Genomic DNA, 13786 nt, shown 5'->3' on the forward strand with positions numbered 1-13786 from the left:
GAAGGAGGTGCTAATGTGTTTACACGCTCTGATGATAAGATCACAACTAAGCAAGCTGCTGTATTCCTGACCAATACCGTATTGGGGGCAGGGATTTTGACACTGCCGAGAGGTGTAACTGAAAAGGTACAGACTCCTGATGCATGGCTTTCTGTCCTAATCGGAGGATGCATTGTCATATTAGTCGTCTGGCTTATGGTGAAATTAAGTCAACAGTTCCCCGGAAACACCGTGTATCAATACTCCAGAAAAATCGTGGGCACGATTCCAGGAGGATTTTTAAGCGTGTTATTAATTATATATTTTATTATCATTGCTGGCTTTGAGATTCGCGTTTTAGCTGAGGTGACGATGTTTTTCCTGCTCGAAGGGACACCCATCTGGGCAATTGTCATTCCATTCATATGGGTAGGGAGTTATTTGGTTTTTGGAGGCATTAATCCCATCGCTCGGCTATACCAGATTGTACTTCCGATCAGTCTCTTCTTTCTGCTGCTCTGTTTTGTCTTTAGCTTAAGGATTTTTGAAATTGATCATCTTCGTCCTGTACTGAGTGAGGGGATTTTACCTGTCATCAAGGGTCTGAAATCGACTGTTCTTGTTTTCACTGGATGTGAAGTCATCATGACACTGGTCGCTTTTTTGCAGCACCCCGAAAAAGCATTTAAGGCCATGGTAGTAGGGATCAGTATCCCTTTGGTTTTGTACTTTCTGACCGTAGTTATGGTGATCGGCGGGTTATCGATGGACTCCACTGTGACAAGTACTTGGCCCACCATTAATTTGATGCGCAGTTTTGAAATCCCCGGATTTCTTTTTGAACGGCTTGAGTTTCCGCTGCTGGTGATCTGGATGATGCAAATGTTTTGTAATTTCTGCAGTTTTTTCTTCAATGCATCCTTAGGTGTCTCACAGGTGTTTGGCCTTAAATATCGTTATGCGATTTTTGGCTTAATCCCAATTATCTTTATCTCCACAATGACTCCTGTTCGTATGATGGAAGTGTTTAGTCTAGGCGATGCGATCGGATACATGGGAATCATTTTATTTTTTCTGGTCCCGGTACTTCTCTCCATCGTTTTCATGATCAGGAAGAAGGGAATGAAGCAAAATGTGTAGACGACCTATCCTATCATTGCTGCTTGCCTTCATTCTTCTGGTGACTCAAGTCGGCTGTTGGAGCAGCAAAGAAGTAGAGGAACTAAGCATATATACAGGACTGGCTCTGGATAAGGGGGAGCTTACTCCATTAGAGCAGGATCTGGAGAAGAAAGGCAGCCGTTACTTCAAGAAAAATAAAATTACCGCCAGCGTACAAATCGTCCCCAAAAAATCATCTGGAAGCACAGAGCAGCAAGGCGGCGGTGGACAAGGGCCAAACTATATCAATATAGCTGGCACCGGGGATTCTTTACTTGAAATCTTCCGGCAATTATCCCTCCGTTTGGATCGCCCGATTATTGGTCACCATCTAAAGGTCATGGTGGTTTCCACCGATTTGGCGAAAGAACAGACGATGCAGCAATTAATGGATTTTGTGCTACGTGATAATGATATTCGCCCGAGTTGTTTGGTTTTCTTAAGCAAGGAACGAGCAGCTAACACTTTAGTTACCAAATATGAGGACGAGGTCCCATCCATTCATATTTTGTATATGCTTCGTAACCATTTCAGAACCAGCAAGGTAATGAAGGGAGTCAATTTGTCTGAGTTGGATGGATTGATGCATTCTAAAAAAGCTATATATTACAAAGCATTACTGAATCAAATGGAGAATTAGAATTTTCAGGGGCTGGCATTATTAAAGGAGATACCGGTCACTGGATCGGTAGTTTGGGACAACAAGACGTGGAGAGCATTGCATGGATTAAAGGTGATGTTGAGGGCGGAGCTGTCAAAACGTATGACAAGCGGAATGAAGCTATAACTTATGAGATCAAGTCGGTAAAAAGTAAAATAACAGCTAAGGTGACCGAGGGTAACGAAATCTCGTTTCACGTAAAAATTGAATCCAAAGGACGTTTAATCGAAAACTGGGATGAGAAAGTGGACCCGACTGAGACACGAAACATGAAAGAGGCTGAGAAAGAGTTTGAAAAACAAGTGACTCGCAGGATTAAGTCTGTTATGCACAAATTACAGTCAGAATATAAAGTCGATGTTGCCGGTTTTGGTGATCATTTGCATATTGAGAAACCTCAGGTGTGGAAAAAAGTAAAGGATGATTGGGATTATAAGTTCAGTAAAATACCTGTAACTTTCGATGTCAAGTTATCCATTACGGATTTAGGTTCATCTGCTGAATGAAGTCCTCCCTTGATGAGTCTGTATAATATATTGTGTAAACTCCCAAAACCATTAAAATGGAAATCAAAGATGCTCAAACTGTACGCACCAATATGGATAACATTCTGAATAAAGGACTTCCATTGATTATTGGTGAATTTGGCGGTTACCATCAGGGAGCGGATGTCGATGAGACAGAAATCATGAGATACGGCCAATCCAAAGGTATAGGCTGGTTAGCCTGGTCCTGGTATGTAACATTCCGGCCTTTCCTATCTTGATCTTGTAACAGGACATAATGGCAGTCTGACTGATTGGGGTAAAACTATAGTTAACGGAGCCAATGGGATCAAAGAAAATCGAAAAAAGCGGGTATCTTCTAAAAACACACAACCCAAAATGAAGACCTTATATCATAATAGCCGCTCCTGCATTTTTTTCAGAAGCGGCTTACTGAGCATGGACGGCTGACCCTAGTTCTCCACTTCATTCCCAACACTCCACATAAAAACACTGGGATGGTTCCTGTCTCTTATGAGCATCGCTTCCAGATCCTTTTCCCACCATTTATCGTATAAATGCTCATAGGAAGAGCAGGCATTATCTGTCGTCGTAAGTGTTCTGACATACGTTAGAGTAGGTTCATATTGGAATTACGTATGTGAAGGTTTCAGCGGAAGTGTAGACAAACCCGCACTAACTCAAATACCTATTAAAATAATGCAGGAGTTCCGTTTGAAAACTTTTTGCGGTAAAACTAAGCTCACGATTTTTATGAACAATTAGACCATGCGAAAAGCTCATTTTCGAACTAAAAGGAAGATGCTCTAGTCTGCCTGTTTTTAGTTCGTTGTGAATAGCTATTTCAGGAAGCAAAGCGAAACCTTTCCCACAACTTACAATTTGTTTAATCATCTCAAGACTCGATAGCTCTAACGCATCTTTAACCAGAATCCCAGCATTTTTTAAAACATCTATGGCAGTCGTATGGTACAAACAAGATGTGCCGCTACTGATAAAAAGCTCGTCATTCAGAATCTGGACTCCCGAGCTTTCCACTTGCCGAGCTATATTCTCAGATGCAGCAAAAACGATGGTTTCCTCCAAGATTGGATAAAAGAGAATATCATGGCGCTTAGGATTTTGAGGGACAATTCCAAAATCCAGTGCATAATCCAGCACACCATTTAGGATGTCTTGATGCGTTCCCTCTTCTATACGCAGATTCACGCGTGGAAAGTTTTTCATATATTCCTGCATAAAGGGAAGCATTCGTGTAAGAAAAAAAGATTCCTGTGTTCTGATATGTATTGTTCCACATTGCTGATCCAATTCACTCATACTTTCTTTAATGGATTGACTTAAGTGAATATACTGATAAGCATATTTAGAAAATATCTTCCCCGCTTCCGTAAGTTCTACCCCTCGTGGAAACCGATGGAACAATTTTTGTCCACAGATTTTCTCCAACTGTTGAATATGAGTTGTTACTGTGGACTGCACATAGCCTAATCGATCCGCGGCACGACTGAAACTTTTTTCTTCAAGCAAGGCAATAAAGGCTTGAAAAAAACGACCTTCCAATGAATCAATCACATCGATCATCCTTTATATTTCAATTTGCAATAGTAGACATTTAATTTATTCATTAGTCAAATATATACTTTCATTATACAATGACCATACTTCGAAGCCAATTGTTGTAACACCATCACATCATGGAGACATAAATATGTTGGTTCTTGAGGAGATGGAGATTGAAAGAAAATGATATTGGCCTCTTAATTAAAAAATCTAGAGAGGGATGAAGAAAATGAGGATTTGTTATCATCAGCAAAAGGTTGGGGATGTCGAAGTTTTTTATCGTGAAGCTGGCCCTAAGGATGGTCAAGTTATTTTACTTTTACACGGGTTTCCAACTTCAAGTCATATGTTTCGCAACCTAATCCCCCAATTGGCTGAACACTTCGTGTCATTGCCCCTGATCTCGCCGGATTTGGTCATACAGTAACCCCGCCGCGCAGTCAATTTAACTTTACATTTGACAGCCTGTTCCAAGTTATTGAAGGGTTTACCGAAGCATTAGCTCTTAAACAGTATGTACTTTATGTGTTTGATTACGGTGCACCTGTTGGTTATCGTTTGGCAGTAGCTCACCCGGAACGAGTTCAAGCAATTATTAGTCAGAATGGCAACGCTTATACCGAAGGATTTAGTGACACATGGGGATCCTGGGAGACTTATTGGCATTCTCCAACATCTGAAAATCGTGAAAAATGCCGTGATTCCTTGACTCCCGAAACCATCCGCAATTTTCAGTATCTTCATGGATCTGATGCCAGCCTCGTTTCTCCAGACGGATACTCGCTGGATATTGCTTATATGTCGCGCCCGGAGGCTAGAAATCCAACTCGATTTGATCCTTGATTATAGAACAAATGTGGATCGTTATCCTGACTTTCAGGCCTATTTTCGTAAGTATCAACCTCCTTTTTTAGCCGTATGGGGCAAAAATGATCCCGCCTTTCTCCCTGCTGGAGCCCAAGCGTATAAGCGTGACATTCCTTCCGCAGAAGTGCATTTACTTGACACTGGGCATTTTGCTCTTGAAACACATGCCCTAGAAATTAGTGAGATAATCCTCATGTTCTTAAAAACAGGATCTTAAAACGTCACACTATTTTATCCGGATTCTCATTCCCATATGTAAAATATGAGCTTGAAAAGCTCAAAAAATCTATGTTAACATCCTCTTATTTGTTAATTCAAAACAAAAAGAGGATGTTTTTATTTAAGTTTATACTAACAAATCTCAACATCAAAAAACGCAAGGACCTTTCACAATGCGTTTTTCAAAAGCTCTTAACAAAAGCTAGCTCATCATAAAGGAGTTATCATAATTATTTCCGAAAATATTGTGAGTTACACAACATTTTCAATTTTAAACTCGACTGTTTTTCAAAGGACAAAGACGAGTGAAAAAACGCGCACCTTCCATCATCTCGTACTGGCCTATCATGAACGCTCGATCACAAGCTCGGACGTTACCGTATCCGTAAGGCTACGCCGAACTGGCGGCACTGCTGCCGTACCCATACGGCTACATCCGCTTCACGTGTCAGATCGACCGCTTCCTCAACCTTGAATTGTCATTTGTATTCATGTTCAATTTTCAGTCTGGTTTCTCCCTGCAACCCTCCATCTGCTGAAGCTTGAAGCAACAGCTCACCTGCCAGATGCCCGGATTGCACAATAACGAGACACCTTCCTCTGTGTGTTCGTCTCTGGTTCCCCTTGAAGGGTTCATCACTGGTGAGGTCGCCGTTGTCTATTCCAAGGATACGACCAGCTCCATGTAGTTTAAAGGTTAAATCAAATTCCTGATTAGGTGCAATGATTCCATCTTGGTCTGTGACGGTTATTTCCACATGGGATATCTCATGCCCATCGGCAGGTAGAACCGTCCGATCAGCCTCCAACTTTAGAGCATAAGGAAGCCCGGCAGAGATTAATTCATGCTCACAAACTTTTTGATTTCCATTGCTGCCAATAGCCCGGATTTTGCCAGGTGTATAGGGAAGCTCCCATATGATTAAATGATCAGGGTAATCGGCCAGCTTCCTCACACCGTATGATTCATCGTTCACGATCAATTCGACGCTCTCACAATTGGTGAAGGTAACCAACCGTATCAATTTTCCACCGTATTCAGGAAATGTCCAATGATCTTCCATGGCCGGGGATTTCCAGTGCATCGTCCATGACGGATTGTATTCCGGTTTCATATGTTCGTGAAATACGGCTATGTGCACAACAGGCTGATCTGACCATAAACTTTGTTGGAGATAGGACACAGGTTTGCGGAACCCACAAGTATCGATCAGGCCCGAGGACCACCCTTTGGAGGGATAGCTTGTTTCTCCCAGATAGTCAATTCCACTCCAAACAAATTGACCGATCACATAATCGTGATTAGCGACATCAAACCAAGGATTCATGGGCAAATAACCTTTAACCCGATTATCTTTACCACGGTAGTATGGAAAAGTCTCCGTTCCAAGGATAAGAGTATCTGGCATGGCCCCCCTATAGTGCTCATACCACTGCTCCTGATAGTTCAACCCCAGAACATCCACTCGTTGTGCCAGCAGCTTGGTATGCTCTACCTTGGCTTGAATCGAACCTTCACGCAAGCTTATCGGTGTATTATGCGGCTCAAGCGCACATGTAACAGGCCGGGTTGGGTCTTTTTTATGGCAAAAGGCAACGAGTTGCTCCAACATCCTGAGCATGGACGGCTGACCCTGGTTCTCCACTTCATTCCCAACACTCCACATAAAAACACTGGGATGGTTCCTGTCTCTTATGAGCATCGCTTCCAGGTCCTTTTCCCACCATTCATCATATAAATACTCATAAGAAAGAGATTTCCATTTGTCAAAAGCTTCATCAATCACCAAGAACCCCATCTGATCACAAAGAGCCAATAATTCGGGCGCCATAGGATTATGAGCAAAACGAATCGAATTACAGCCCATTTCCTTCAACTTCTGCAGCCTTCTCTTCATTGCCGTATCATGGTAAGCAGCCCCTAGACAGCCTAAATCATGGTGAATGCAAACTCCCTTCAACTTCAGGCTGCTTCCATTCAGAAATAACCCTTTTTGGGCATCAAGGATCACTTCTCTTATGCCAAAAGGGGTACAATAACGATCCACCTCTGTATTGTCGCAATAGATCGTCGTTTGGGCTTCATAAAGCACCGGGTTGTCCGGTGACCATAATTCCGGTTCTAAAACACGCGTTTTTTGCTCCATTTCGCCCGTCTCGAAGCCCGAAAGAATTACTCGGTTTTCAATTTTTCCTTTTATTTGTCCCTGTGAGTCCAGAATTTTAGTCACCATATTACACTCTACGGCATGCTCATGATGATTAGTAACCTGTATTCTGGCACTCACCTTGGCTTCATCTGGCGAAATTTCAGGTGTGGTGATGTAAGTCCCCCATTCGGTTATGTGAATATATTCCGTACAAATCAGCCAGACATTACGATAAATACCGGACCCCGAATACCATCTGTCAGGCGGAAGAATCGTATTGTCCACTTTGACAGCAATCACATTCTCCTCTTCCCACCGAATATATGGAGTCAAATCATATTGAAAGCTAACATATCCATAGGGCCGCTTGCCCACATAATGCCCATTGACCCAAACCTCACTGTTACTGTGAATGCCATCAAATTGTATGTATACGCGCTGTTTTGGAGAGGAGGGCTTCACCTTAAAATGCTTTCTGTACCATCCGACAGACCATCTCGGCAAATAAGCTTGATTGCCACCATACAGCATATGTGGATCAAAGGACTTTTCAATGCTCCAATCATGAGGGACTTGAAGGAGCCGCCAATGCTCATCGTTGTAGTCCATTTTCTCAGCACCCGCGTAATTTCCCTCTATAAATTTCCAGTCTGTTTTGAACGGCATAATCACTCTGCTTCCCATCATCTTGCCTCCATTTCATAAAGTGGATGAACGGATATAACAGCAGTGCGGGATGACCATCACAAAAGACATGTTCTCATTACAATATTTGAAACACCGGGCGATCTTCAATAAAGTGTACGGGAAGCATGGGAAACTGGGCGGAAAGTACATCTGCGAGATACTTCATCCCAGGTGCTTCACTTTCAGCATGTCCCAGCATGATAAGTGCTTTACTTTGTCCTTGATAGACAGCATCTTTAACATATTCTGGTGTTTCCCATTCTGGGCCCTCACCGGCAATGACTAAATCTACATTTTCATTTAAAAATAATGGAATGGCTAGATCACCACCTCCCCTGTATCCTACTGAGATTCCCACTCGTTCACATGGCATGGAAACCTCGCCAGCTACCCGTACATAACGAATATGTAATTTGGCTTTGATATATTCAGCGATCTCCTTAACTTTCATAGTGGGAATCGTCAAAATGGCGAAAGCCGGCTGCTGTTTCACAATGTAATTGTGCCAGCAAAGCGCCTGAAGAAGCCCAACCATCACTCCATCCGGTTGATAACGATGTATGGCGTCATGAAACCGATAAATGCCTATACCTGCATCGGCAATGAGGCGAGATTTTTGCAAAAAAACAGGATCATGTAGTAAACAATCCTGCATCCCCCGATGGCTATAAAAAATGCCTTCATGCGTTATGATAAAATTTGCGCCTAGAGAAATAGCTTGTTCTATCACATACTGCGAAGCGGAGAAAGCGGTTACAATCCCTTGTACCTCAGTATCTATATATCCTGGTTCCAGCAGATCTACGGTGATGTTGGGTATGCTTATTCCCTTGGTCAGATGATTCACAATCTGACCCATAGTCATGGTCATACACGTCCCCTCCTCATGAATAATGCATATCAATTGTACCATTTTATTTCAATCATAGGTGCTATTCTTTCTAGCAAAACAGCCAGTTCCAAAGGAACCAGCTGTTTTACGAATGGTTCTATTATTTATACAGAACTCCTAAAATGGAGTCGATTCGTTCTTTTGCTCCTTGCCAGGATGTCATGACGGGGAACTCATATTGCTCTCTTGCTCTCAGATTCCATGGATGAGGAATACAAAGCACCTTTTTCCCCCCCTCTAGCGCAGGCACTAAATTATGAGGACCATCATCAATCAGGAGATCATAGTTAATCAGGTTCTTTCGTTTACATGGGAAAAAGTTCTCGATCGGAATGAATGGCATATGCCTTTGAAGCCAGTTCCATTTCTCCACGACGGTCTTGGGTTCTGCCGCTGTCACAATAATGACATCAAAAGCATTGCAAAGTTTCTCCATTTCTTCTACAACATACTCGTCAAACAGTTCAAGCTCCTCGAACAAACCCGGTCGCCCATAAAATACATCAAGCGTGCTTTTCGGATGACGTAGATGATCGGTGTTCCAATCTAACATTTCTTCATAACGGAGCGGATGAGTAGGAAATTCACTATTGTTATGGTATATGGCTCGTTTGACGAGATGACAGATGGTATCGTCCATATCGACTGCAATGATTGGTTTTCTCATCAGCTTACCCCTATCCATTCTGGTAAAAGTTTTCACAAGAGTATCATACTATAATTTAATATCTTGGTGAAGCTTAGGTATGAGTTGTCCCATTGGACTCTCACATTTTTCAAGATAATCAGCCAAGTAGAACGTTAGGTTTTGCTACATAAAGTAGGTACATGAATGGATTATATACGTATTTCATCATTAGAGCTGCACTCGGCTAGGAGATGGATAGATTATGAATAAGAAAGCTGATGGATTTGAGGGTGAAAGGTTATATGTCCTTCCACCCTAAATGTTGAATAAATTAAAATTGAATCCGCCTACAAGTAATCTATATATTACGGATATAGGCTGCTTTAGCCATACCCGCCATCATTTTCGCGGAAGAACTCACGGCTGTGACTCTCATATATTCATTTAATGTGCCAGCGGAAAAGGTTGGGTACGAACGGAGGATAACATAACCATTTGCATGACGGAGCGAAGCTTCGCGTACATTCCCAGGAACATGCCGCATGCTTATGAGGCGGACGATACCCTTATTACTTCTCCAGACTGTTCAAAAAAATAATGGGCTGCTCTCCTTTGGAATACCGAAATAATCTGAAGGGTTGACCCATAGATGAGCCCCCGTTCACTGCATGCACCATTCTCATGGATGATCCCCTACGACCGGCAGCATACCTAATTAAAAGATGATAATTGAATGGTCCACCAATCAATTAATTTATTATCAATAAAATTATAACAAGAAGAGGCGGCGGCTGAGAGGTCAGAAATAGATTATAGTCCACGCAAATTTGCTGGTTGTAAGCATTTTGAGGAGTTACTTTAACCCTCAGAGACTATCGTTCTGTTTCTTCCTCTGCTCTTGGCCAGGTACAATGCCTGATCCGCCTTCTCTATCAGCTCCTCCCGCTCTGACGCATGCAAAGGATAATGGGCGATGCCCAGAGAGACCGTAACTCGTGTCGGAATGGGAGCCCTGCTTTGTTCCAAAGCCCGACGGACTCTTTCCGCTACGTTGAAGGCTTCCTCAGGTCGGTTCAGCAGAATGACGAACTCTTCGCCGCCGTAGCGATAGCAGACATCATCCGGGCGAAGCGAGGTAACTATAACTTCGGCAACATGTTTCAGCACTTCGTCACCGATGAGATGGCCGTAGGTGTCGTTTACGAATTTAAATTTGTCTACATCCAGCATAATGAGCGAAAACGGCAGACCAGAGGCCATCCATTGACTCATCGTATATTCAAGCGATCTTCGGTTCATTAATCCGGTCAGAACATCCGTCACAGCTTCCTGCGTCAATTGATCCGTCTGCTTCTGAATATTCAACATGGCAAGCATTACGGCCTTGGTGAGCAAATCGGCCTCCTGGCTCCAATGCGGCTTCGCTTCCGGCATTACAATCTTTTCCTTGCCTATCTTGCTCACCAGATTTGCTAGATAGACAAAAGGCCGGGCCAACCTGAATGCTACGAGTATGACGCCCATCAGCAATATGATGAACGGAAACAACGAATACCACAGAATTGTCCGAATGTGGTCCATCAGTTGATGATGGATTAGACCAATCGGCGAAACGACCACAATTCCCCATCCGTTGGCCGGGACACTGGAGTACCCGGCAAGCATCTCGACGCCACTGGTGTTGCGAACTTGCTGTTCCCCGCTTTCCCCCTTCATCAACTTCTGTACTACCTTGTTGCTGCTGACATCCTCCCGAGGAGCTGCTTGTCCGGGTGATACAGCAGGCGTCCGTTGGAATCCACAATATAATAATAAGAACCGGAATCGTCCACATTACTGTTGCCAAAAATATCAGACAGGATATTGTTCTCCTGAAGATAAAGCGTGCCACTCAAAATACCGAGATATTTACCGGCGCTGCTGAAAATCGGTTGACTCATAAATACGATTAGTCTCTTAGTGTTTGAAGTCATGTATGGGGAAGAAATATACGGTTTTTGGAGTGCCAAAGCTTCCAGACTGGCCTTAGACGTGATACGCCGACCTGCCGTTCCCACTCTAGCCGGCGCTACATTGCGGATCAGCCCGTTGGCTTCGACCACTGCGATGGAATTGAAGAAATTGCTGCTCTTGCGCATCAGATCTAAATAATCGTACACTTGCTTCGAAGTCATGGCATCAACATCGGAAAGTTTATCGGCACTGTATTCCAAGCTGCTGCGCATGGATCGAAATAAAGAATCCATCGTCTTGGAAATGCGATCAGCGTTGGAGTAATTCAGATGGAGCGTCGTCTCCATCAATGAATTCTTTTGGGACTCATAAGAACCAACCAGAAGAATGCTTGAGGTTAGCAGAACCACCAGCGTCACCAAGCCCGTAAGCAACGATATGAGACTTAGCTTTTTACTTTGACGATGTTCGGCTCTTCTCGGTGTAGACAAACTATGACCCTCCCTGGTTCCTGAAAACTTGTTTAATCCATAATACATCAAATTCTGAGGTTATTCGACAATTAGTCGGTGAACTCCATCTTCTCATAATATAAATGAGGAAGACTGGCAAAATGCAAGGGCCTCGGGATTTAAATAACATTTCGATTCATATCAACATTCTCCAATAAAAGTATCCCTGTCAGCAATATGCCGACAGGATTCTGAGTAAGTCGTTTCGGAATGATTTTTGTATAACGGGTTGGTTATGATCTGTACTCGAAAAGCATAATTGGGAACGGGTAATGGCGGAAGGTGAGGTACTACAGAGGAATGAAAGTAAAGCGCTTACATATTCAAAAAGCAGGTTTCCGGTCAAGGATGGCTACTTGACCGGATCACTTTAAAAATCGGCTTAAGCCAATACACCCAGAGCGTATCCAATAATTCCTATTGCGAATAAAGCAAAAATTAGAGCTATAGCATTCACTTTCTTTTTGAGCAGTCTCATACACAAAAAAGTCAGCAAGAGAGGTAACAGACCAGGTATCAATTGATCCAGAATCATCTGTATCGTCGTAACCACCTCTACTCCATCCGAACGGGTATATCTGGATACTTCAAGCGGCACATTCAGGGTAGTCCATTTGGATACGAGTGCGCCCATGACAAAAAGTCCCAGGATGGAGGCCGATTCCGTAAGCTTTTGCAACCGGTTTCCGGACATGTCGGACACAATCTCCGTCCCTTTTTGGTAGCCGTATTTCAGCCCGTACCACTTGGTTGCCAGGCGAAGAACGTTAAAGAGCAAGAAGAAAAGGACAGGCCCGATGATGCTTCCGGACAAAGCAATGGAAGCTCCCAACGCAGCCAGAACCGGGCGTAACGTTCCCCAGTAAATAGGGTCCCCTACTCCGGCTAAAGGCCCCATCAAGCCGATTTTCACTCCACTTATGGTAGCATTGTCAATAGGCTGGCCATTTGCTTTCTGCTCCTCCATAGCCGCCGTTACACCCATAATCGGTGCTGAGATAAACGGTTGAGTATTGAAAAACTCCAGATGCCGCTTTAATGCTTCTTTTTGGTCTTCTTTCTTGCTGTATAGCCGCTTGATTGCCGGAATCAAGGTGACACAAAAACCAATCGACTGCATACGCTCAAAGTTAAACGAGCCCAGCAGGAACCATGAACGGAAAAACATTTTGTTTAGATCGCTTTTTGTCAATTTTTTTTCTTCCATAGTACCCCACTCTTTCATTAGGTATTCTTTAGAGCTCTTCAATTTCACCTATTTGATCTTTTCGCTGACTATATTTAGGACTGAGCTGGATATACAGCAAAGCCAGAACCGCTCCTATGACCCCAAAGCCAACCAGATTGATGCTCGTAAATGCCGCAATGACAAAGCCCAAGAAAAAGAAAGGCATCAGGTATTTGGCTGCCATCATGTTGATAACCATGGCATACCCTACAACGACGATGAATCCTCCTGCTATTTGCAACCCTTTTGTAATGACCTCCGGGATCGCATCAAGCAAAGCCGTAACCAGACCGGTTTCTGCTGCAATAGCCACCAAAACGGCAGGCAGAGCGACGCGCAATCCCTGAAGAAGGAGGGCGATGAAATGACATAATTCAATTCCTCTGAAATTTGAAGATTCGGCATATTTATCTGCCAAGTGCTGAAAGAACACGGTAATCGTTCTAACAAAAATCGTCAACACTTGCCCAGCAGCTGCAATCGGAATCGCAACAGCAATTCCGGCTCCGATCGACTGATGTCCAACAATAACCAATATGGTTGAGATTACACTGGCCAAAGCGGAATCCGGAGCCATTGACGCCCCGACATTCATCCAGCCCAATGCCATCAATTCCAGCGTACCGCCTAGAATAATACCCGTTTTGAGATCGCCCAGGACCAGACCGATCAGTGTACACGCAACCAGAGGCCGATGAGTCTGTCCTTCATCCAAAACGCTGCCCATTCCGCAAATGGCTGCAACCAGCGTTACCATTACGATTTCAAAAACACTCATGT

12 protein-coding genes and 3 pseudogenes are annotated in these 13786 nt (G+C 43.4%); 6 read left to right on the forward strand and 9 right to left on the reverse strand.

Annotated features, from left to right (window positions below; genetic code table 11):
* Nucleotides 1-15: 15 nt before the first annotated feature.
* From ASL14_RS08965 to ASL14_RS29510, 3 genes and pseudogenes are all read left to right on the forward strand, one after another.
* Nucleotides 16-1119 carry a GerAB/ArcD/ProY family transporter gene (locus tag ASL14_RS08965; protein WP_025719983.1) on the forward strand — a complete coding sequence of 368 codons (1104 nt, stop codon included), beginning with the start codon at nt 16-18 and terminating at the stop codon, nt 1117-1119.
* Nucleotides 1112-2307 (forward strand): annotated as a pseudogene (locus ASL14_RS08970) (Ger(x)C family spore germination protein). The gene ASL14_RS08965 and the pseudogene ASL14_RS08970 overlap by 8 nt, the downstream one beginning before the upstream one ends.
* 65 nt (nt 2308-2372) lie before the next feature.
* A pseudogene (locus ASL14_RS29510) lies at nt 2373-2669 on the forward strand (cellulase family glycosylhydrolase); the annotation flags it as partial.
* A gap of 93 nt (nt 2670-2762) precedes the next feature.
* On the opposite strand, the pseudogene ASL14_RS29515 reads toward ASL14_RS29510, so the two are convergent.
* Both ASL14_RS29515 and ASL14_RS08985 read right to left on the reverse strand, forming a co-directional pair.
* Nucleotides 2763-2876: pseudogene (locus ASL14_RS29515) on the reverse strand (glycoside hydrolase family 2 TIM barrel-domain containing protein); the annotation flags it as partial.
* A 106-nt stretch (nt 2877-2982) separates the two neighbouring features.
* Nucleotides 2983-3891, reverse strand: a complete 909-nt coding sequence (locus tag ASL14_RS08985; RefSeq protein ID WP_431090599.1) for a LysR family transcriptional regulator — start codon at nt 3889-3891, stop codon at nt 2983-2985.
* A 369-nt stretch (nt 3892-4260) separates the two neighbouring features.
* On the opposite strand from ASL14_RS08985, the gene ASL14_RS29265 reads away from it, so the two are divergent.
* Together ASL14_RS29265 and ASL14_RS29270 are read left to right on the forward strand one after the other, a co-directional pair.
* Nucleotides 4261-4713 (forward strand): alpha/beta fold hydrolase, encoded by a 453-nt coding sequence (locus tag ASL14_RS29265; RefSeq protein WP_335338626.1) that lies wholly within the window; start codon nt 4261-4263, stop codon nt 4711-4713.
* Entirely contained in the window at nt 4622-4954 is a 333-nt protein-coding gene (locus ASL14_RS29270; protein ID WP_335338627.1) for an alpha/beta fold hydrolase, read from the forward strand. The genes ASL14_RS29265 and ASL14_RS29270 overlap by 92 nt, the downstream gene beginning before the upstream one ends.
* 481 nt (nt 4955-5435) lie before the next feature.
* On the opposite strand, the gene ASL14_RS08995 is transcribed toward ASL14_RS29270, so the two are convergent.
* From ASL14_RS08995 to ASL14_RS09005, 3 genes are all read right to left on the reverse strand, one after another.
* Nucleotides 5436-7790 carry a glycoside hydrolase family 2 TIM barrel-domain containing protein gene (locus ASL14_RS08995; protein ID WP_134914482.1) on the reverse strand — a complete coding sequence of 785 codons (2355 nt, stop codon included), beginning with the start codon at nt 7788-7790 and terminating at the stop codon, nt 5436-5438.
* Nucleotides 7791-7869: 79 nt separating this feature from the next.
* Nucleotides 7870-8664: a Nif3-like dinuclear metal center hexameric protein gene (locus tag ASL14_RS09000; RefSeq protein WP_134911317.1), complete on the reverse strand. Its 795-nt coding sequence runs from the start codon at nt 8662-8664 to the stop codon at nt 7870-7872.
* Between the two features lie 121 nt (nt 8665-8785).
* Nucleotides 8786-9352, reverse strand: coding sequence for a 5' nucleotidase, NT5C type (locus ASL14_RS09005; RefSeq protein ID WP_134911318.1), 567 nt, complete (start codon nt 9350-9352; stop codon nt 8786-8788).
* A 543-nt stretch (nt 9353-9895) separates the two neighbouring features.
* Here ASL14_RS09005 and ASL14_RS29520 point away from each other — a divergent pair.
* A complete protein-coding gene (locus ASL14_RS29520) occupies nt 9896-9955 on the forward strand; it encodes a helix-turn-helix domain-containing protein (protein WP_134914484.1) in 60 nt (19 codons plus the stop codon).
* A 216-nt stretch (nt 9956-10171) separates the two neighbouring features.
* Here ASL14_RS29520 and ASL14_RS29275 read toward each other — a convergent pair whose 3' ends face one another.
* The 4 genes from ASL14_RS29275 to ASL14_RS09030 form a co-directional block, all read right to left on the reverse strand.
* Nucleotides 10172-11029 carry a GGDEF domain-containing protein gene (locus ASL14_RS29275; RefSeq protein WP_335338628.1) on the reverse strand — a complete coding sequence of 286 codons (858 nt, stop codon included), beginning with the start codon at nt 11027-11029 and terminating at the stop codon, nt 10172-10174.
* Nucleotides 11030-11040: 11 nt separating this feature from the next.
* Nucleotides 11041-11757, reverse strand: coding sequence for a cache domain-containing protein (locus ASL14_RS29280; protein ID WP_335338618.1), 717 nt, complete (start codon nt 11755-11757; stop codon nt 11041-11043).
* Nucleotides 11758-12160: 403 nt separating this feature from the next.
* Nucleotides 12161-13003 (reverse strand): PTS mannose transporter subunit IID, encoded by an 843-nt coding sequence (gene manZ / locus ASL14_RS09025; RefSeq protein WP_269465364.1) that lies wholly within the window; start codon nt 13001-13003, stop codon nt 12161-12163.
* Between the two features lie 10 nt (nt 13004-13013).
* On the reverse strand, nt 13014-13784 hold the full coding sequence (locus tag ASL14_RS09030) for a PTS mannose/fructose/sorbose transporter subunit IIC (RefSeq protein ID WP_134911320.1): 771 nt from the start codon (nt 13782-13784) through the stop codon (nt 13014-13016).
* Between the last annotated feature and the right edge of the window lie 2 nt (nt 13785-13786).

It is taken from the genome of Paenibacillus sp. IHB B 3084 (assembly GCF_001447315.1).
Lineage (GTDB): Bacteria > Bacillota > Bacilli > Paenibacillales > Paenibacillaceae > Paenibacillus.

Excerpts from the sequence above, each read along its gene's own strand:
- ASL14_RS08985 (WP_431090599.1), bottom strand. The coding sequence starts at position 3,891 with ATGATCGATGTGATTGATTCATTGGAAGGTCGTTTTTTTCAAGCCTTT.
- ASL14_RS29270 (WP_335338627.1), top strand. The coding sequence starts at position 4,622 with ATGCCAGCCTCGTTTCTCCAGACGGATACTCGCTGGATATTGCTTATA.
- ASL14_RS08995 (WP_134914482.1), bottom strand. The coding sequence starts at position 7,790 with ATGGGAAGCAGAGTGATTATGCCGTTCAAAACAGACTGGAAATTTATA.
- ASL14_RS09000 (WP_134911317.1), bottom strand. The coding sequence starts at position 8,664 with ATGACCATGACTATGGGTCAGATTGTGAATCATCTGACCAAGGGAATA.
- ASL14_RS09005 (WP_134911318.1), bottom strand. The coding sequence starts at position 9,352 with ATGAGAAAACCAATCATTGCAGTCGATATGGACGATACCATCTGTCAT.
- ASL14_RS29275 (WP_335338628.1), bottom strand. The coding sequence starts at position 11,029 with ATGAAGGGGGAAAGCGGGGAACAGCAAGTTCGCAACACCAGTGGCGTC.
- manZ (WP_269465364.1), bottom strand. The coding sequence starts at position 13,003 with ATGAAAGAGTGGGGTACTATGGAAGAAAAAAAATTGACAAAAAGCGAT.
- ASL14_RS09030 (WP_134911320.1), bottom strand. The coding sequence starts at position 13,784 with ATGAGTGTTTTTGAAATCGTAATGGTAACGCTGGTTGCAGCCATTTGC.